13 protein-coding genes and 1 pseudogene are annotated in these 18,887 nt (G+C 71.4%); 6 read left to right on the forward strand and 8 right to left on the reverse strand.

What is annotated here, in order from left to right; all coding sequences use genetic code 11:
* Window positions 1–56 precede the first annotated feature (56 nt).
* Window positions 57–665, reverse strand: a pseudogene (locus tag RLT57_RS26760) (arabinofuranosidase catalytic domain-containing protein); the annotation flags it as partial.
* Window positions 666–812: 147 nt separating this feature from the next.
* Complete coding sequence (locus RLT57_RS33515; RefSeq protein WP_399129468.1) at window positions 813–1,364, reverse strand: fascin domain-containing protein; 552 nt, start codon at window positions 1,362–1,364, stop codon at window positions 813–815.
* A gap of 730 nt (window positions 1,365–2,094) precedes the next feature.
* On the opposite strand from RLT57_RS33515, the gene RLT57_RS26770 reads away from it, so the two are divergent.
* The 3 genes from RLT57_RS26770 to RLT57_RS26780 all read left to right on the forward strand — a co-directional run bounded on the left by RLT57_RS26770 (window position 2,095) and on the right by RLT57_RS26780 (window position 6,384).
* Window positions 2,095–3,207 (forward strand): patatin-like phospholipase family protein, encoded by a 1,113-nt coding sequence (locus RLT57_RS26770; RefSeq protein WP_311299805.1) that lies wholly within the window; start codon window positions 2,095–2,097, stop codon window positions 3,205–3,207.
* Window positions 3,143–5,509 (forward strand): hypothetical protein, encoded by a 2,367-nt coding sequence (locus tag RLT57_RS26775; RefSeq protein ID WP_311299806.1) that lies wholly within the window; start codon window positions 3,143–3,145, stop codon window positions 5,507–5,509. The genes RLT57_RS26770 and RLT57_RS26775 overlap by 65 nt, the downstream gene beginning before the upstream one ends.
* Before the next feature lie 275 nt (window positions 5,510–5,784).
* Window positions 5,785–6,384 carry a hypothetical protein gene (locus RLT57_RS26780; protein WP_311299807.1) on the forward strand — a complete coding sequence of 200 codons (600 nt, stop codon included), beginning with the start codon at window positions 5,785–5,787 and terminating at the stop codon, window positions 6,382–6,384.
* 292 nt (window positions 6,385–6,676) lie between these two features.
* Here the strand turns inward: RLT57_RS26780 and RLT57_RS26785 are convergent, their stop codons facing one another.
* The 6 genes from RLT57_RS26785 to RLT57_RS26810 form a co-directional block, all read right to left on the reverse strand.
* Window positions 6,677–8,020: an ATP-grasp domain-containing protein gene (locus RLT57_RS26785; protein ID WP_311299808.1), complete on the reverse strand. Its 1,344-nt coding sequence runs from the start codon at window positions 8,018–8,020 to the stop codon at window positions 6,677–6,679.
* A gap of 109 nt (window positions 8,021–8,129) precedes the next feature.
* Window positions 8,130–10,088 carry a biotin carboxylase N-terminal domain-containing protein gene (locus RLT57_RS26790; protein ID WP_311299809.1) on the reverse strand — a complete coding sequence of 653 codons (1,959 nt, stop codon included), beginning with the start codon at window positions 10,086–10,088 and terminating at the stop codon, window positions 8,130–8,132.
* 5 nt (window positions 10,089–10,093) lie between these two features.
* Window positions 10,094–11,695, reverse strand: a complete 1,602-nt coding sequence (locus RLT57_RS26795; protein WP_311299810.1) for a carboxyl transferase domain-containing protein — start codon at window positions 11,693–11,695, stop codon at window positions 10,094–10,096.
* Between the two features lie 118 nt (window positions 11,696–11,813).
* A complete protein-coding gene (locus RLT57_RS26800) occupies window positions 11,814–13,025 on the reverse strand; it encodes an aminotransferase class I/II-fold pyridoxal phosphate-dependent enzyme (RefSeq protein ID WP_311299811.1) in 1,212 nt (403 codons plus the stop codon).
* A gap of 39 nt (window positions 13,026–13,064) precedes the next feature.
* Entirely contained in the window at window positions 13,065–13,940 is an 876-nt protein-coding gene (locus tag RLT57_RS26805) for a 3-hydroxybutyryl-CoA dehydrogenase (protein WP_311299812.1), read from the reverse strand.
* Between the two features lie 344 nt (window positions 13,941–14,284).
* Complete coding sequence (locus tag RLT57_RS26810) at window positions 14,285–15,079, reverse strand: helix-turn-helix transcriptional regulator (protein ID WP_311299813.1); 795 nt, start codon at window positions 15,077–15,079, stop codon at window positions 14,285–14,287.
* 289 nt (window positions 15,080–15,368) lie between these two features.
* Between RLT57_RS26810 and RLT57_RS26815 the strand changes: the two genes are divergently transcribed.
* The 3 genes from RLT57_RS26815 to RLT57_RS26825 all read left to right on the forward strand — a co-directional run bounded on the left by RLT57_RS26815 (window position 15,369) and on the right by RLT57_RS26825 (window position 18,836).
* Window positions 15,369–16,433, forward strand: a complete 1,065-nt coding sequence (locus RLT57_RS26815; RefSeq protein ID WP_311299814.1) for a 3-oxoacyl-ACP synthase III family protein — start codon at window positions 15,369–15,371, stop codon at window positions 16,431–16,433.
* A 129-nt stretch (window positions 16,434–16,562) separates the two neighbouring features.
* A complete protein-coding gene (locus RLT57_RS26820) occupies window positions 16,563–17,792 on the forward strand; it encodes an MFS transporter (protein ID WP_311299815.1) in 1,230 nt (409 codons plus the stop codon).
* A 471-nt stretch (window positions 17,793–18,263) separates the two neighbouring features.
* Window positions 18,264–18,836 carry a TetR/AcrR family transcriptional regulator gene (locus RLT57_RS26825; RefSeq protein WP_311299816.1) on the forward strand — a complete coding sequence of 191 codons (573 nt, stop codon included), beginning with the start codon at window positions 18,264–18,266 and terminating at the stop codon, window positions 18,834–18,836.
* Window positions 18,837–18,887 lie beyond the last annotated feature (51 nt).

Raw genomic sequence — 18,887 nt, forward strand, 5'->3', positions numbered from 1 at the left:
GCAACGAAGCAGCAGCCGGCACGCCGTCGGGGGCGTACCGGGCGGCTGGTGAGGTTCGACGAGGTCAGCATGTAGATGCCCTCGGGCTGGGAGCCGGTCGGCACGTTCCTGGCGTTCTGGATCCGGTATCCCATGCCCTGGGCGTTGAACAGCGCCCCGTACGCCGGCCGGCCGCCGGCCGTCACCGGCAGCGCCATGGCGTTCACGCCGATGTCCGACCCGTTCGGTCCGGGACCGGGGATGCCGTGCGAGCAGCCCGAGCAGCCCGAGCAGGACGTGCCCGCCGAGACGGGCATGTGGTTGGCGTTGGGCGTCTGGTCGTACAGCTCGGTGATGGTGCAGGTCGTCCCGGAGCAGAAGGACACCTGGGGCGCGGAGTCGACCACCCCGCCGGCGGACGCCGGGGTGATGTTCAGCCGGCCGCCGTCGGAGGCGCGCTGGATCTGGTAGAGCGGCCCGTTGTACGAGGTGTACAGCGCCCGGGTGGTGCGGTACGCCGCCACGCACGGCGTACCGCCGGAAGCGTAGACGTCACACGGAAGCGGCGCCGCCGCGGCGGGGGCGGCGGCTGCGGGCTGGGTGGAAGCGGTGGTCGCCGCGGTGGCCACGGTGGCCGCGGTGGTGGTCGCGGCCGTGGTGGAGGCGGCCACGGCGAGCACGGCCACCAGCAGGCAGGCGGCGATCCGCTACGACCGCCGCCGGACCGCGGATGGAAAGGGCATGCGTTCCTCCGTCGTTGCAGGAGTGTCGGGTACGTGGCGGCGGAACGGGCGAGCGGGTCCGCCGTCGTCGGGGAGGGGCGCCGGCAGCGGTCACGAGGCGATGAGGTCGAACTGCCCCCACGTCCCGACGGCCGTCCGGTCGGCGATCAGGGGGGACGCTCCGGCGTTGTCCGCCGTGACGTACAGGTTGTTGGCCAGGGCCTTCAGGCTGACGGTGCCGTTGCCGTTGTGCACGAGCTGGAAGGTCTCCCACGGGCCCGCCGTGCGTGTCGACCGTGCTCTGGTCGTAGGAGGAGAACAGGGTCGCGGCCCCGCCGCCGTTGAAGTCGCCGTACGCCGTCGGATACGTCCTGCCGTACCCGCGCGTGCCGGCCACGCCTTGACGGCGTTGTTCGACGGCGAGGGCGCCTGCCCCCAGTTCCGGCTCCGGTGCCACCTGCCGTTGATCGGGGCGCCGTCGCCCGCGCAGGCGAACCACCCCTGGTAGCCGACGCTGATCTTGCCGACCACGTCGCCCGGCGCGCTGGCCAGCGCCGCGGCCGGGGCTGTGGCGACGGCAGCGCGGGTACCCACACCCAGGGCCGCGGCGCCGGCGGCGGCCGATCCGCCGGCACGTGTGGTGGGGAAGGTACGACGGGACACCCATGGGAGATCACTCCAGTGCGCGTATGCGGTGGGGGGAGGCATGCGGTGTCGGAAGCGCACCGTGCCGAGTCCGCAGGAGACTCTCAGCGCGCGGCGATTCAACTCTCATGCCCAGAGGGCGTCAAGGGGTCCGACGTCCGATGTTTCTCTTAACTACCGGGCGATGAGGCCGTAGTTGACGCGTGATCACGCTATATCCAGTGCGACTTGTCCCTGATCTCTCCTTTGTTCCTCAGTGATTGATCATGTTTGAGAGGAAGGGGGCCTCGGAGGTGGGCGGTTCGGACCGTCTCGGGCCGCGGTGACGGCAGGCCCCGGCACGGGCCGCGGTGCTTGTGCCCAAGGGCGCGGACCGCCCTTGCGCCCCTTTGCCGCCGGGACGCGGAAGGCCGATCGGGGCATCGGAGCGGCCGGACGGCGCCCGTCCCGCCGGCCCGGAAAGGTCGGAGCGATGGGGAGCACGTCCGGCAGGGACGACGCGGCGCCGTCTTTCTGCCGGAGGGGCCGTGCGCCGCGACGACGGCCGCCGTCCCGGTTTTTCGCGGAAAGGCGTACGCCGTGGGCGCCGGCCCTCCGCGCGCCTTTCCGGCCCGGTGGCGCCCTGTGTCCGCCGCGGATGACGGGCGTCCCCCGTACGTGGAAACGGGTGGCGCGGGCGAGCTGCTTCTGTCAGGGTGTCGCGATAAAGAGTTACCGCGTTTCGCGGAGCCCGAGCCTATGGGGGGTCATGCAGACCGGCGATGCCCAGAACACGCGGGAGCACTGGGACCCTGCACATCCCGTCCTGGAGATTCTCCGCGCCCGCCGGGATGAGGGAAGCTTACCGGGACAGCGTACCGACGGTGCAACCGTGGCCCTTGCCGTCGAAGGCGGCGGTATGCGCGGCGTGATCTCCGCGGCCATGCTGACCCAACTCGAGGACTACGGCTTCAAGAACGCCTTCGACATCGTCTACGGATGCTCCTCCGGGGGAATCAACGGCGCGTACTTCCTTGCCGGGGAGACCTGGTATCCGCTGTCGATCTACTACGACGATCTGACGACCAAGAAGTTCGTGGACTTCGGCCGGGCACTGCGCCGACTGCCGATCCTCGATCTCGACTACGCCTTCGAATACGTCATGGAACTGCTCAAGCCCCTCGACTACGACGCGGTCCTCAGTTCCGACATTCCATTGGTCACTCCGATCACCGATGTCGACGCCGTGGAGACCGTGGTACTGCGGGACTTCTCCTCGCGCGACGACCTCAAGGCCGCGCTGCGCGCCTCCGCCTGGCTACCCATCGCCGTGCCCGGTACGTTCACCATGGCCGACGGGCGCCGGGCCCTGGACGGCGGGGTGCTCACCGCCCTGCCGTTCCGGCTGGCGGTCAACGACGGCTGCACGCACGTCCTCTCCCTCAGTACGCGGCCGATGAGGCCGGGGAGCAGCGGGTTGTCGCCGCTGCACCGCTACACCTACCTCTATCTCGAACGCCTGCGCCGCGGCCTCGGCAGCGGCTACCTGGCGGCGATTCGCCAGAAGCACCGGGACCAGGACTGGCTGCACGCAATGCGCACCGCCCCCAGTCCCGACGCTCCCTATGTGCTCGATCTCGCGCCGCTGCCGTGGATGACGGAACTCAAGCGGCACGACATCGATCACCACCGGCTCCTCGAAAACGCGCGGACGGCCTACGAGATAGCCTTCTGCGCCACCGAGGGCAGGTCCCCCGAGCTGATCCGCCAGGGAGGCGTTCGTGCCATGCCGAGATTGATGATGGTGGACACGACCCATGGAAAACCGCAGCGCGACGCTCGATCTGCTGCTCGCCGAGTTGAACGGTCTGACGGGGTATAGCGACCCGCACGTGGTGCGGTTGGCGCGACTGCTGGAGTTGTCTTCCACCGGGCCGGCGGAAGCCCCCCGGGACCAGACCCGACGGCTCCGATTATGGCGGAGAATGCTCCAGGACATCCCGGTGGACGAGCGGTCGTTCGACGACCGGTTCGGAATCGCCAGCAGAACGGACGTCATCGACGTCCTGACCCGTTGGTGCCTCGGCTACCCCGCCCAGAGCGACGATCGTCGGGCAGCCCTGTCGGGGCTCTTCGGCTTCGCCAGTCTGTTCCTGCTGACACTGCTCAGCCTGGCGGAGTCGGAGGCACAGCGCTCTAACTCGCACACGTCGGCCGTTCCGGACGGCGGCGACCGGGCGCTGACGCATGACTGCGAGGGCACCTGCCGAGTGCTGGTCGCGGAGGCCGCGGTGGCCGAGGCCATCGCCGGCGTCTACAGCCCGCAGTCGCTCCCGGGCCGGCGCCACCCTGCCTGGCCCGCCGAGCCGGAGTGGCGGGCCGTGCAGCGGGAGGCGCTGCGCTTCCACCGGCACGGCAGCACCTCGGTGATCCTGCGCGGCACCACCGCGACGTCCGTGCACGGGACCCGCCCGCAGTTCGCGCTGAAGCTGATCCTGTACCCCTTCACCAAGATCCGGACCATCGCGCAGGCCACGCGCGAGTACGCCGCCAGGTACGACACCTCGGCCTTCGACTCCCGGCACCTGGTCCGCGTCTGGGCCAGTTACGACAGCTGGATCCTGATGGACTTCGTCGAGGGCCGGACCCTCGCGGAGACGGTCCGCGAGGAGTCGGTCGTCGAGGCGAACGGCGCCGGGGACTTCAGGCGCCTGCGGCTGGACCGGCTGGAGGAGAAGGGGGTCCTGCTCTTCGACGCGCTCGACGAACTCCAGCGGATCGCACGGGACAACCGTTCGCGCGACCAGTTCACCGGGGTGCACGCGGACCTCTCGCCGTCCAACATCATCGTGTCGGACGGCGACGGCACCTTCAAGCTCATCGATCTGGGCCGGAACTACCTCTACACCCACACCATCACCGGAACCACCGGCGTCGACTACTCGTACATCGCGCCGGAGGTCAAGGCCGGCGGCAACGAGATCGCGCGGGCCGACCTGTACTCGCTCGGCCAGCTGCTCATCCTCATCGGCTGCGGGCGGACGAGCACCGACAGCGTGGTACCGGACATCTTCTATATGCGGGCCATGCTGCTGGCCCGCTTCATCGAGGACCTGATAGACGCCGATCCGGCCCGCCGACTGCTCATCTTCGACACCGCCGCAGGGCCGGACTTCTCCTTCGGCCGGCTGAAGAGCGTCTTCCTGGCGGAGCTGGAGATGGTGCGGGCCGCCGAAGGGGGCAGCACCGAGCTGCGGGTCAGGTCCGGTTGGCGGGCACTGGGCGAGCTGCTCCGCCCGCTGGCCGGGGACCCGGGCAGGGAGTGGCGGCTGTGGCGCATGCGCAGGCGCCAGAGCGCCCACCACATCCCGAACCGCGCGCTGTTCACCCACTGGCTGCTCGCCTGGTCGTTCATCGCGGCGGTGATCTGGACGATCACCAACTCCGTCGTCATCACCTGGCTGCTGCGGGACCTGGACCTGTCCTGGGGCAACCGCCTGGTGGAACTGGTCCAGCACCTCAGCCACGATCCCACCGGTCTGCCCGTCGTCGACACCTGGCGGCACGGCGACTACCGGCTCCCCGACTGGAAGGCGAACCTGCCGGAGCGGCTGGTCGGGTTCTCCTACGCGCTGGCAGCACCGAAGTACTACGAGATGCTCTTCTCCGGCCTGACGCCACTGGTCCTCGGCCGGCGGTCGGGCGCCACCAGCTGGCTCGCCCTGGCCGCCGAAGCCGTGATGCGGATGATGGCCGTCGTACCGTGCGGGCTGGTCCTGGCGGCCACGCTGATCGAACCCCGTTGGTGGCCGATCAACTCCGCGCTCGGGCAGACGGTGCTGTGCGCGGCGAACTACCTGGCGCTGGCGTTCATCCGCGCCGTGATCGCGCGCTCGCGGAAACTCGGGCTCAGCACGGTCCCCGGCGACGACAGCAAGATCACCGGCCTGTCCTCGTTCGCCCAGTGGGCGCCCACGTCGCTCTTCTACGCGGTGGTCGTGTGGACCATCGGCATTCTCATCTACCTGCGGCTCCTGCACGACGTCTACGTCTACGCGCTCGCGGTCACCGCGACCAACATCTTCCTCTTCTACGTCATCAAGTGCGGCATCGGCGGTCCGATGATCCGGGTGGCGATGGTCCGAACGTGCCTGGCCGCCGAGCGCGTCGGCAGGTGCCGGTAGCCGGCGCCCGGCGCTGGGCGGCGAGGGCTTTCATCGGCAATGCGCCGGACCGCGTATTGGCTGTTCCCCCCGGATTCCGGACTTCTCCGGTGGCCCGGGTAAAATACTGCGGCAGCGCCGAGACGGTACCGGCCGGTTTCATGAACCGCTGACGAAATTGCGCGGGAGCCGACCGGTGCCGGCGTAACCGCGGGGACACGCGGAGCGGGAACTGGCCGGGTGTCTTCGTGATAGAATCGTGGTCAATTCACAGGACGCCTAAAAAAGGGAGTGGCGTGAATACCGAGAAGGTTGCGGCTCGACGTCTTACGGCGGAGGAGGTCGCGGAGTTGGGCCCCCAGGACAGCATCTTCGTGTCCGCGGGGACAGATGACCTTCCTCTTGACTGCTATGCTCCGGCCAATCTCACGAAGCCGGGGAAAAATTTCGAGGGAGGGTCCTTCACGGCAAGGACGGTATTTGGTGACGAAATCCAGCTCCTCCCGGACAATGTGGAGGAGGCAGGGATCTGGATTGCCGACGCGGCGGGTGAGGAAATCGAGGTCCTGGAGACCGCCGGTGTCCTCCTAAATCTCGCCCTCTTCGTTCCCGGCGGGAACAAGGAATCCCTGGATTCGCTTTACTCCGCCGCGCGGGACGCGTTCGGCGCGGGGATCGTCCAGCGCTGGAGCGAGGAAGTCGTGGCGGTGCCGGAGGTCAAGGTCGACCTCTTCGAGGAGCCGGTGCGCGGCCGGAAGGGCACCGGCGGCCAGAACCGCGACCGCCGCGCCCTGGACATCTACCCCACCCGAGTGCGCTTCCTGGAACCCAGTGACGGCTGGAAGTTCGTCGTGGAACCCCACAAAGAGGTCGTCGACGAGACACCGACGATCTGACCCGACGCCGGCCTGAAGGTCGCGTCGGCCCCACGGCGTCCCCTCGCCTGCGGCGAAGCCGAGGGGGCGGGGCGACCGGCCGGTCCGGCGGCCGGAAAGGCCGCTCGGCCGGGGGTCTCCCGGCCGAGCGGCCTGCGTGGGCGGCCGACCCGGCCGCCGGGTTCCACTGACGGGTGTCGTGCGGCCGGCCGGAGACGGGCCGTGCCCGCGTCCGGGAGATCACCGCCGGGCGCGCCCGGCCGCCGGCTCCGGCGCCCGCTGCCGCCGGGTCCGGTACGCGGGGCCGGTGCGGTCAGCGGCCGGCGGCCACGTCGGGCGTCCGGTCCGGTACGGTTTCGGCGTCAGCTCCGGTTCCGGCGTCAGCTCCGGTTCCGGCGTCAGCTCCGGTTCCGGCGTCGGCGTCGGTCACGAAGCGGACCGACTCGGCGAGTTCGAGCGCCAGTCGGCGGGCCTCGGCGGGGCCGTCCGCGCCGACCACGACGACCCCCACGCGGTCGCCCGACTTGTGGACCGGCCCGATCCGGTCGCCCGGCGCGGCGTTCAGCTCGGCGTAGAGCACGGCCGGATGCGCGCGTACCTCGTCCCAGCCGTCGACTGCCAGCAGCCGGCCGGGCGGTGGGACCAGGTAGCGCACCGCCGCGCCGCGCACGGCCTCCAGCGCGGGCCGGTTCGTCGGGAGCCCCAGCATGTCGTCGAAGACGAGGCCGAACAGCTCGAGCCCGGGGATGGCGTGGGCGAGCATCCGGTGGATCCAGTCGCCCCCGAACCGGGCGTGCACCTCACCGAGCACGATCCCCGCCGGGGTCGTCCAGAGCTCCACGTGGAAGCCCCCGGTCCGCAGGCCCAGTGTCGTCAGTGCCGAGCGGACCTGCCGCTCGATCTCCTCCCGGCGCTCCGGCGGCAGTTCGGCGGGCAGCACGTGGCCGAGCTCGACGAAGAACGGCGGCGCCGTCTTCTCCTTGGCGGTGACCGCCAGCACCGTGGGGACCCCGTCCAGGAAGACGCCTTCCACGCTGAACTCGGGTCCCTCGACGAACTCCTCGACCAGGAAGGGCCCCGAGCCGGGCAGCAGCGCGAGGGCGGCCGGCAGCTCGGCGGGGCCGGAGATCTGGCTGACCCCGGTGCTTCCCATCGCGTCGCGCGGTTTGACGATCCACGGGCCCGCGGACTCCCGCAGGTAGGCCGCCGCCTCCGCCGCGTCGGCGCACAGCCGGAACCCGGGCTGCGGGAAGCCGGCGGCGGCGAGTGCGGCGCGGCAGACGTCCTTGGTGCGCACCCGGCGCACCGCGTCGGGCGGGTTGCCGGGAGCCCCGACGGCCCGCGCGGTCTCCGCGACCGCCACCTGGGCCATCTCCTGGAGCGCGTAGACCGCGTCGAAGCCCTCGCCGTCGGCGGCCCGCCGCGCGGCCCACTCGACGGTCTCCCGCGGCGGGGCGAACCCCAGCGCCGAGACCTCGTGCGCCGCCGCGGCGACCGCGGGTGTGGCGGCCAGCGCGGACGCCGGGGCGGTGACATGGGTGCGGATGCCGCGGGATCCCGCCTGGCTCAGGGCCTGGAGGGCCATGTCGAGGCTGAACGGTATCGGCCGCGCCCCGCCGACCAGAAGCAGGGCGGGGGAGGCGGGTTGTTCGACCATGGGTGGTTTCCCTTCGCAGTGGTCATGGGAGACGGCGGCCGCAGGGAAGATACGGCCGGGTGGCCGTCCCGCCCTCGCGGGACGGCGTGTACGGCGCGGGCACCGGTCGTCATCCGGGTTCCGGCGACAGCACCACGAGGGACTGGCCGGCGGTGACCACGCCGTCGAGGACGCAGGTGATCTCCTCGACGACACCGGAGAACGGCGCCGTCACACGGGTCTCCATCTTCATCGCCTCGATGATCACCAGGACGTCGCCGGCCTCGACCGTGTCCCCGACGGCTCGGGGCAGCCCGACGACGGTGCCCGGCATGGCCGAGGTGACGGTGCCGTCCGCGGCGCTGGAGGACTCCTCCGCGAACGTCCTGAAGGACAGCGCCGTCCGGTACCCCCCGACCACCAGTTCCGCACCGTCCGCCGTCCGCAGCCCGGCCCACGGCACGTCCGCGACGGTGCCGCTGAACAGTCCGTCGCGCAGGGACGCCGTGACGTCGTACCGCCGGCCGTCCAGCTCGACCTGTGCCGTGCCGCCGCCGCGGCCCGTCAACGCGGCCGTCCACTCGCGGTCGTCCGCCCGCGCGACGACGCGGCCGAAGGGCGCGTCCGGATCCAGGTCCCGGCGATCGAGCGGGCCGACGCCGCCGGTCCACGGGGAGGGCGCGCCGCCGTCGGCCGGGATCTCCATCGCCGCCGCGCAGGCCACGGCCCGCGCGGTGTGGTCCCGGCGCGGGGCGCGGGCGACGAGCCCGTCGACCAGATGGGTGTCCGTCCGGCCGGCGACCACGCGCGGCTCCCGCAGGAGGTCGGCCAGGAAGCCCAGGTTGGTGGTCAGACCCAGGACGGAGGTGTGGCGCACCGCGTCGGACAGCCGCCGCAGCGCCTGTGGCCTGTCGTGGCCGCGGGCCACCAGTTTGGCGATCATGGGGTCGTAGAAGGGCGGTACGTCCCCGGCGGTGTCGAAGGCCGCCTCGACCCGGACGTCCCGCGGCCACACGACGGCCTCGGCGCGTCCGGGGGCCGGCCGGAACCCGGCCAGCGGGTCCTCGGCGTAGACCCGGCACTCCATGGCGTGTCCGGTCGCGGTGATCTCGTCCTGGGCCAGCGGCAGGCGCTCCCCGGCGGCCACCAGCAACTGCCACTCCACGATGTCCACTCCGGTGATCGCCTCGGTCACGGGGTGCTCCACCTGGAGCCGGGTGTTGACCTCAAGGAAGAAGAACCGCTCCTCGGCGTCGACGATGAACTCGAAGGTACCCGCATTCACGTACCCCAGTGCCCGGGCGCCGCGTACCGCCGCCCGGAGCAGTGCCTCGCGCACCGCGCCGGACAGGCCCGGCGCCGGGGCCTCCTCGACGATCTTCTGGTGGCGGCGCTGGAGGGAGCACTCCCGCTCGAACAGGTGCACCACCTCGCCGTGGGTGTCGCCGAAGACCTGCACCTCGATGTGGCGCGGGCGCTCGACGTACCGCTCCACCAGCAGCCTTCCGTCGCCGAAGCTGCTGCGGCCCAGCCGGACGGCGGCGGCGACCGCCGCGGCCAGGTCGGCCGCGGAGTCCACCACCCGCATGCCCTTGCCGCCACCGCCCGCAACGGGCTTGAGGATCACCGGGTAGCCGATCCGCCGGGCGTCCGCCGCCAGCCGCGCGGCGGACGTGGTCGCCTGCTCGGAGCCCGGCAGGACCGGCACCCCGGCCTCGGCCATCAGCGCGCGGGCGGTGGCCTTGTCGCCCATGGCCGCGATCGTCGCGGCCCCGGGACCCACGTAGCGCAGACCCGCTTCGGTGACCGCCTCGGCGAGGCGGGGGTTCTCCGACAGGAACCCGTATCCGGGGTGGACGGCGTCGCAGCCGGTGCGCAGGGCGGCGTCGACGACGGCGTCGATCCGCAGGTAGCTGTCGGCGGCGGACGCCCCGCCGATCCGCACCCGGCCGACGGCCCCCTCCAGATGGGCCGCCGACCGGTCGGCGTCGGAGTGGACGGCGACGTACTCCACGCCGAGCCGCCGGCAGGTGCGGGCGACGCGCCGGGCGACCTCGCCGCGGTTGGCGATCAGGACACGCTTGAGCATTTCCCTCACATCCTGAACACGCCGAAGCGTGTTTCCTCGGCCGGGGCGGACCCGGCGAGCGCCAGGCACAGGGTCAGCCACTCACGGGTGTCCGTCGGGTCCACCACCGCGTCCACCCACATCCGTGCCGCGTAGTACAGCGGCTGCGACTGGCGTTCGTAGCTCTCGACGATGGGCTCTCTGATCGACCGCTCCTCCTCGGGGGACAGGGTCCGGCCCTCCTTGCGGAGCCGGTCGCCGCGGATGAGCGCCATCACGGTCGCGGTCTGCTCGCCCCCGACGACGGTGGACCTGGCACTGGGCCACATGGCCATCAGCCGCGGTCCCATGGCTCTGCCGCACATCGCGAAGTTACCGGCGCCGAAGCTGGCGCCGATCACCAGGCTGAACTTGGGCACCCTGGCGGTGGCGACGGCGTTGACCAGTTTCGCCCCGTGCTTGGTGATGCCGCCGGCCTCGTACTGCGCGCCGACCATGAAGCCGTTGATGTTGTGCAGGAACAGCAGCGGCAGGCCGCGCTGGGCGCACAGCTCGATGAAGTTGGCGGCCTTCTGCGCGCTCTCCGAGAACAGGACGCCGTCGTTGACCAGCACCCCGACCGGATACCCGCCGACGTGCCCGGTCCCGCACACCATGGTGGGACCGAACCGGGCGCGGTACTCGGTCAGTTCGCTGCCGTCCAGCAACCGGGCCAGGATCTCCCGGGCGGGGATGTGCTCACGCAGCCCGGCGCTGACGATGCCGGGCAGTTCCGCGGGGTCGAACAGCGGCGGACGGGGTCTTTCGGGGGGCGAGGCGACAACCGGCGCGCTGCTGCGCGCCACGATCCCGCGGACCAGCGCCAGGGCGTGGTCGTCGCTCTCGGCCAGGTGGTCGGCGACGCCGGTGACCCGGGTGTGCAGGTCGGCGCCGCCGAGGGTCTCCGCGTCGACCACCTCGCCGGTGGCGGCGCGCACCAGCTGCGGGCCGCCGAGGAAGACCGCGCCGGTGCCGCGGACCATGACCGTCTCGTCGCACATCGCCGGGATGTAGGCCGCGCCCGCGGTGCAGGACCCCATGACGGCGGCGATTTGCGGCAGCCCGAGCGCGGACATCTCCGCGATGTTGCGGAAGATCCGGCCCAGGTGGTGCTCGTCGGGGAAGAGGTCCTCCTGCAGCGGGAGGTAGACGCCGCCGGAGTCGACCAGGTAGACGCACGGCAGCCGGTTCTCGCGGGCGATCGCCTGGGCGCGGACGTGCTTCTTGACGGTGAGCGGGAAGTAGGTCCCGCCCTTGACCGTGGCGTCGTTGGCGAAGATCATGGCCGGCCGGCCGCCGACCACGCCGACGCCGGTGACCAGCCCCGCCGAGGGGACCGGCTGGTCGTAGACGCCGTGCGCGGCGAGCTGCCCGATCTCCAAAAACGGAGTACCGGGGTCGAGCAGTTGGTGGACGCGCCCGCGCGCGGGGAGCTTGCCGCGCTCCGCGTGGCGCCGACGGGCCTGTTCGCCGCCACCGCCGAGGGCTGACGTCCTGGCCTCGGCGATGACCTGGCGCTTGTGGTCGAACGCTTCGGCGTTGTGCCGGAAGATCTCTGAGGAGGTGTCGACCTGTGAGCGAAGGGGCATCCTGGCACACCCTGCCGGTAGTGGGCGGACGGTCGGATCGGGGCCGCGCACCGCGGTGGGGGCGCCGACGGCCCCGTACGGGCGGCGCGGTCCCGTGGCGCGCGCCGGCCGGCGGGAATCAGGCGTCCTGGTCCCGCAGGTCCTTGAGCAGCGAACCGAAGTCCTCGATCTCGCCCTTGCTCATGTTCGCCCGGAACATCAGCCGCAGGCCGGCCTTGCCCCGGCCGATGATGGGGAAGAAGATCGGCGAGGCGTAGAAGCCGTGCTCCAGCAGCCGCTGAGCCAGTCGGACGGTCGCGTCCTCCGAGCCGACGCCCACGAACCGGATGGGCAGTCCGTCGCCCCGCTGCTCGGTGTCGACCAGGCTGTCGAACAGGTCGATGTTCTCCTGGAGCCGCCGCTGGAGCTCGCCGAGTTCGGCGGAGCGGTGCAGGTCGACCGACGCCAGCACCGCGCCGAGCCCGGCCGTGTTGATGCGCTGTGACCACATCAGCGGCCCCCCGTTGCGCAGCGCGACGTCGTGCCGGGTCCTGGACCCCTTGGGACCCAGGAAGACGGCGCCTCCGGACGCGCCGAAGCCCTTGTTGAGGGAGGTGATGATCAGCGTCCTGTCGTTGATCTGCCCCATGGTCTCCAGTACCAGGCCGCGCCCGTTCTCCCCGAGGGTCGATATGCCGTGCGCCTCGTCGAAGAACAGGAAGAGGCCGTACTTCTCCTGCAGCCGCAGCAGTTCGGCGACCGGGGCCTGGCCACCGGTGCTGTAGACGCCGTCGGCCACGTAGGCGACCTGCGGGTGGGTGCGGCACAGCTTCTCCAGCGCCTCGACGTCGTTGTGCCCGACGGTGGTGACCTCCGCCTCGTCGGCGACGTTCGGCTTCATCGCGTTGAGGCAGAAGTGCGCGTTCTTGTCGAAGACCATCAGCGGCGGCGTGCCGTCGGTGAATATTCCCGACGCGACCAGCGGGAGGCTCGCCCAGGCCGCGGCGGCGCAGGAGTTGACGGTCACCGCCTCCACGTCGAACAGGTCGGACAGCGCGTCCTCCGCGTCCCGCAGCGCGCCGAAGCGCAGGCGCATCCGCGAGGTGGAGGTGTTGAGCGCCCCCTCGGCCAGGACGGCGTCGGCCGCGGCCCGGACGATCGCCGGGTGGGTGTCGAGCCCCAGGTAGGAGTACGACGACATGTTCACGAATTCGCGGCCGTCCGCGACGGCGCGGTGCCGCCCCTCGCCCAGACCGGCCACGACGATGTCGAACAGCCCGGCCCGGTCCGTGACATCCCAGAACTCCCTGCTGATCTCCGCGGACTTCTTGATGTTCATGAACGAGTGCATACCAAACTCCTCAACGGATGCGGATCTGCGGGGGCCGGGCTACGCGTAGGCGTAGAAGCCACGGCCCGACTTCCGGCCCAGAATTCCGGACTCGACCATGCGTGACAGCAGGGGCGGCGGCGCGTAGAGCGGTTCCTTGAACTCGTCGTACAGGGCGGAGGCGATGGCGGAGACCACATCGAGACCGATGAAGTCGCAGAGCCGGAGCGGGCCCATCGGGTGGGCGCACCCCAATTCCATTCCGCGGTCGACGGCTTCGGCCGAGGAGAAACCTGACTCGACCATCCGTACGGCCGACAACAGGTAGGGGACCAGCAGGGCGTTCACGACGAATCCGCTGCGGTCGGCGGCGCGGATCGGTTGCTTGCCGAGGACATCGGTGACGAAGGACGCCACCCGCCGCTCGACGTCGCCGTCCGTCAGCAACGCCGGAACCAGCTCCACCAGCGGCAGTCTGACCACCGGGTTGAAGAAGTGGACTCCGATCACCCGGCCCGGCCGGCCGGTGGCCCGCGCCAGCCGGGTGATGGAGACGGCCGAGGTGGTGGAGGCCAGCACCGCGTCGGGCTCGACCACTTTGTCCAGCAGCGCGAACACCCCGAGCTTGACCTCCTCGTCCTCCCGGACGGCCTCGACCACCAGGTCCCGGTCGGCCAGGTCGGCCGGATCGGCGACGACCAGGATGCGGTCCAGCGCCGCGTCCCGCTCGGCCGCGGTCAGCCGTCCCTTGGCCACCCCGCGGTCCAGTGACGCCGCGATGCGGCGCGGCGCGGACGCCAGCGACGACTCCCGGGACACCGCCACCCGCACGTCGAGTCCGCGCAGGGCGCAGAGTTCGGCGATACCGGCGCCCATCGTGCCCGAGCCGACCACGCCGACCCGGCGTATTCCTCCGGTCCCCGAATTCGTTGACATGGTCCCGGCCATCACCGCGCCAACCGGCCGACTGCTGTGCTTTCGGCGTCCCGACAGATTCCGGGAAAAGCCTTCGCGGCTGCTCCGATGATGCCGTACGAGCCGCGGGCGATGAGATTTTCCTGTTCCGCTGATGCGTGCAACGTTGTTCTCCGGATTCTCTCGTCGGAGCTGTACGTAGCGTTCGGCGAATCGAGAGACTTTCAAGCCGGTGACCCGCTGTCAAGCGGCAATAACTTGCCTGCTCCCGAAAGCGGCGAAAACCGCACAGGTGCGCCGACCGGCAGATCTTTGCCGGTCGGCACACCTTGAGGAAACCCTTGTTCCTGCCTGTACTCGATTGATCAGGTGATGGTGACTAATCGCAGGTTCTGGGATCTGGCAGGTATCAGAACCTGCGAGACCACGTCGAAGACCGCGGGGGCGACATGCGGCAGACGCAGGCGGGCGCGGTGGCCGTCCCGGCTGGCCACCACACACGTCCGTCCTCGCCACAGCTCCTGGCAGGCGGGGTCGAGCAGCACCCGGTCGAGCAGTGCCGCCAGCCTGGAGTCGTCGGGATGCTGCGCCATCGCGTAGCGGATCATGGCCAGGTACATCCGTGCGTGCCACGGCCAGTCGATCAGCTGCTCGCGCGCCTCCCCGGTGGTGAGCGCCCATTCGAGGACGCTGGCTCCCGGTTCCCGCACCCAGGGAAACCACTCGGCCATGGCCTGGTTGTAGCCGGCGATGTTCCAGGAGCTGTCGGCCAGATACGCCGGCCGCGGCATCTGGAAATTCACCAGGCCCTGCAGCGCGGACCGCCCGTCGGCGTCCTCCGGGCGCGGGCTCGTCGCGTACGGGTTGCCGCCCAGGGCGTAGAAGTACAAGGTGGCGCGCTCGTCCGCGTCCAGCCCCAGGGTGTCCGCCAGCAGGCCCAGGACCCGCGGGTCGAGACGCAGCACCGCGCCGCGCTCCAGGTCGCGGTACCACCGTTCGCTCATGCCGACCCGGAGCGCGACCTCGGCCTGGGTGAGCGGCTTGCCGAGAGGGGCGTCGGCGCGAGCACGCCAACCGCGGAGCAGTACGGGCAGCCCGGGTGCTTCGTCCGGGGCGGAATCGTGAGGAACGAGCGCTGCACCGGATTGCCATCTTGGCATCAGAAGTTGTCCTCGTCTTCGATCTGCTCTTGGATTCCCTGGCTGAATCTTTGCGATTTGAGCTGATATGCGAGGATCCTGCACTATGTGTATCTCATGTGCAATACCTGAAATTCAGACCCGCGGCCGTCTCGACGGGTGACCGGAACGACCCCCTGCATTTACGGAGGGGGAGCCGATGTCTGCTTTGCGGTGAAAGCCGCGCGGCGGCGCGGCAGCGCCCGACCGGCCAGTCCCGCCCGACCAGTACGCCGACCGAACGTCCACCCCTTAGAACAGGGAAGAAGACATGCATTCCATCGGCATCCTCAGCACCGGCTCCTACCTTCCTGAACGCGTGGTCCGGAACGCGGAGATCGCGGAACAGGCCGGGGTGGACCCCGCCTGGATCGAACGCAAGACGGGCATCCGCGAGCGGCGCCGAGCGGCACCGGAACAGGCCACCTCCGACCTCGCGGCCGTCGCCGCGGACCGGGCGCTGCTGGCCGCCGGCCTCCGCGCGGGCGACATCGACCTCATCGTGGTCGCCACCTCCACGCCGGACCACCCGCAACCGGCGACCGCCAGCATCGTGCAGCACCTGACAGGGGCCGAACGGGCCGCCGCCGTCGACGTCAACGCCGTGTGCAGCGGTTTCGTCTACGCTCTCGCCATGGCCGAGGGCCTACTGCGGTCCCGGGGCGGCGACGGGCACGCGCTGGTGATCGGCGCCGACATCTACTCGCGCATCCTCGACCACCGCGACCGCAGGACCGCGGTCCTGTTCGGCGACGGAGCCGGGGCGGTGGTCGTCGGCCCCGTCGCCGGAGCGGACGGCTTCATCGGGACACGGCTGCGCGGACACGGTGACGGGCACCGGCTGATCAGCGTGCCGGCCGGCGGAAGCCGCAAGCCGCCCTCGGAGCAGACGGTCCGCGACGGTGAGCACTACTTCACGATGGACGGCCGCGGCGTGCGCGACTTCGTCACCGGCGAAGTCCCCGAAGCCGTGGCTCAGTTGCTGAGGGACTGCGGACTCGGCACCGACGAGGTCGACCATCTGGTCCCGCACCAGGCCAACGGCGTACTGCTGCGCGAACTTTGGCCGGCCCTGAAGCTGCCACGTGCCGCCCTGCACCTCACGGTGGAGCACTGCGCCAACACAGGCTCCGCATCCGTGCCGGTCACCCTGGACGCCGCGCACCGGGCCGGGGACCTCAGGAAGGGCGACACGGTCCTGCTCGCCGGCTTCGGCGGGGGGATGAACACCGGTCTGGCGCTGTGCCGATGGACGGCGACGGCCGCCGCCGACCCGGTGCGCGACGCGGATCCGCGCGCCGGCGGACCGGGCGAGCGGCCGACCTCGCGCGTCTGAGACGGCACCGGCCGCGCACGGCCCGCCGGACACCGGGCCCGGAGACCGGCGCGCAAGGGCTCCGCGGCCGGGGCCCGTCGCACGGGGCGAAAGGAGTGCCGCCGAACCCCCTACCGCGTAAGGTGAGCCATGCCCAGTTTACTTCCCGACCGCGGTCCACGCCGTCTTCTCGCGGTCGCCACGCTGATCAACATGACCGGCTACGGGGTCTATCTGACCGCGGGCGTCCTGTACTTCACCAGCATCGTGCGACTGCCCGCCGCCCAGGTCGGCATCGGCCTGAGCGTCGCCGGCGCGGTGGCGCTGGTTACGGGGATTCCGGCCGGCCACCTGGCCGACCGGCGGGGAGCGCGCGGGACCTACGCGGTGACGCTGCTGCTCGGGGCCGCCGCCATGGCCGGGCTCTGCCTGGCCCACGGATTCTGGACCTTCCTGGTCTTCGCCTCGCTGGGGAGTATCGCCCAGGCGGCCGGTCCGGCGGCCCGCAGCCCGCTGGTCCGGGAGTACGGCGGCGAGCGGCCGGCCGAGTACCGCGCCTACCTGCGGTCCGTCACCAATATCGGCATCTCGGTGGGCGCCCTGCTCGCGGGCTGGGGTGTCCAGGTCGACAGCAAGAGCGCCTACCTGCTGCTCATCGCCGGCAGTGCCGTCGCCTCCGCGGCCTGCGCCGGGGTGGTGCTGCTGATGCCGCCGGTGGAGCCCGGTCCCGCGGGGACCGGGCCGCGGTGGATCGCGCTGCGCGACCGCCCGTACCTGCTGCTGACCGTCCTTGACGGTGTGATGGCCGTCCAGTACCGGGTGCTCACCGCCGCCGTGCCGCTCTGGCTGATCGGCGAGACCTCGGCCCCGCGCTGGTCGGTCTCCGGGGTGATGCTGGTGAACACCGCGATCGTGGTGCTGTTCCAGGTCCGGGCGAGCCGCAGTATCGACACGCCCCGGGCCGGCGGTGTCGCCTTCCGGCGCGCCGGGCTGGCCTTCCTGATCTCCTGCGCGCTGATCTCGCTGCTGCCCGGGGCACCCACCTGGCTGGTGATGGCGCTTCTGCTGGCCGCGGTCGCCGTCCACACGGTCGGCGAGATCTGGCAGGCCGCCGGCGGCTTCGAGGTCTCCTTCGCGCTCGCCCCGGCCCACGCGGTGGGCCAGTACCAGGGACTGTTCGGGATGGGCCTCGGACTCGGTACGACCATCGGACCGGTGCTGTTGATATCGCTGTGCATCGACTGGGGAAGGCCCGGCTGGTGGGTCGTCGGCGCGCTCTTCGCCGTCACCGGCCTCGCCGTTCCGGCCACGGTGCGGTGGGCCGAGCGCGCCCGGCCGCTGCCGGCGGACCGGACCGACCCGGCCGAGGCGCTCGCCTGATCTCCGGCGTCGCCGGTCTCCGGGCCGCGGGTCCGGCCGGGGACCGCGCGGGCGCCGGCACCGGACCGCCCGCCACCGCGGACGCCGCCCGCCAGCGACCCCGTGCGCCGCGGATGTGGCCTCTCGCGGAGTGCGCCCTGCCTGCCGGGACCGGTGCGACGGTCTGCCGGTGCGCGGTGCGCGGTGCGCGGTGCGCGGTGCGCGGTGCGCGGTGCGCGGTGCGCGGTGCGCGGTGCGCGGTGCGCGGTGCGCGGAAGGCGCCTTCGGCGCCGGCGGGGGATGAGGGGTGTGGGCCTGCGGTGAGGCGCCTCACCGCAGGCCCACACCCCTCATCCCCCGCCGCGCTGCCGGCAGGGACCCCGCGAGCGCCCCCGGCCGATCGCCTGCCGACAGCTTCCTAGATGTCACGGGTTTTGCCTAAAGGGATTAGGTGTGTGCATAATCTATTCAGGCAAGGGTGAGGGGGACGGCATGGCGGCGCGCGCGGGGCTGACCGTGGAGCGGCTGGTCCGGGCGGGAGCCGAGCTCGCGGACGAGGTCGGCTTCGAGCAGGTGACCGTCTCGGCGGTGGCCAGGCGGTTCGACGTGAAGGTCGCGAGCCTGTACTCGCATCTGGAGAACTCGCAGGACCTCAAGACCGGGATCGCCCTGTTGGCCCTGGAGGAACTCGCCGACCGGGCCGCCGACGCGCTGGCCGGGCGGGCCGGGAAGGACGCCCTGGCCGCCTTCGCCAACGCCTACCGCGACTACGCCCGCGAGCACCCCGGCCGCTACGCCGCGACCCGGTTCCGGCTCGGCCCGCAGGTCGCCGCCGCCAGCGCCGGCGGGCGGCACGCGCAGATGACGCGGGCGATCCTGCGCGGTTACGACCTGGCGGAGCCGGACCAGACGCACGCGGTCCGGATGCTGGGCAGCTTCTTCCACGGTTTCGTCGGCCTGGAGTTGGGCGGCGGCTTCAGCCACAGCGCCCCCGACGCGCAGGAGACCTGGTCACGGATGCTGGACGTCCTCGACGAACTGCTGCGGAACTGGCCCGCGCCCTGACCGGCGTCCGTCACCACCCCGTATCCGAGCCGTCCCACGACGCCGAGCGAC

This window comes from Streptomyces sp. ITFR-21, assembly GCF_031844685.1.
Lineage (GTDB): Bacteria > Actinomycetota > Actinomycetes > Streptomycetales > Streptomycetaceae > Actinacidiphila.

Excerpts from the sequence above, each read along its gene's own strand:
- RLT57_RS26770 (WP_311299805.1), top strand. The coding sequence starts at position 2,095 with ATGCAGACCGGCGATGCCCAGAACACGCGGGAGCACTGGGACCCTGCA.
- RLT57_RS26775 (WP_311299806.1), top strand. The coding sequence starts at position 3,143 with ATGGAAAACCGCAGCGCGACGCTCGATCTGCTGCTCGCCGAGTTGAAC.
- RLT57_RS26785 (WP_311299808.1), bottom strand. The coding sequence starts at position 8,020 with ATGGTCGAACAACCCGCCTCCCCCGCCCTGCTTCTGGTCGGCGGGGCG.
- RLT57_RS26790 (WP_311299809.1), bottom strand. The coding sequence starts at position 10,088 with ATGCTCAAGCGTGTCCTGATCGCCAACCGCGGCGAGGTCGCCCGGCGC.
- RLT57_RS26795 (WP_311299810.1), bottom strand. The coding sequence starts at position 11,695 with ATGCCCCTTCGCTCACAGGTCGACACCTCCTCAGAGATCTTCCGGCAC.
- RLT57_RS26800 (WP_311299811.1), bottom strand. The coding sequence starts at position 13,025 with ATGCACTCGTTCATGAACATCAAGAAGTCCGCGGAGATCAGCAGGGAG.
- RLT57_RS26805 (WP_311299812.1), bottom strand. The coding sequence starts at position 13,940 with ATGTCAACGAATTCGGGGACCGGAGGAATACGCCGGGTCGGCGTGGTC.
- RLT57_RS26810 (WP_311299813.1), bottom strand. The coding sequence starts at position 15,079 with ATGCCAAGATGGCAATCCGGTGCAGCGCTCGTTCCTCACGATTCCGCC.
- RLT57_RS26815 (WP_311299814.1), top strand. The coding sequence starts at position 15,369 with ATGCATTCCATCGGCATCCTCAGCACCGGCTCCTACCTTCCTGAACGC.
- RLT57_RS26820 (WP_311299815.1), top strand. The coding sequence starts at position 16,563 with ATGCCCAGTTTACTTCCCGACCGCGGTCCACGCCGTCTTCTCGCGGTC.
- RLT57_RS26825 (WP_311299816.1), top strand. The coding sequence starts at position 18,264 with ATGGCGGCGCGCGCGGGGCTGACCGTGGAGCGGCTGGTCCGGGCGGGA.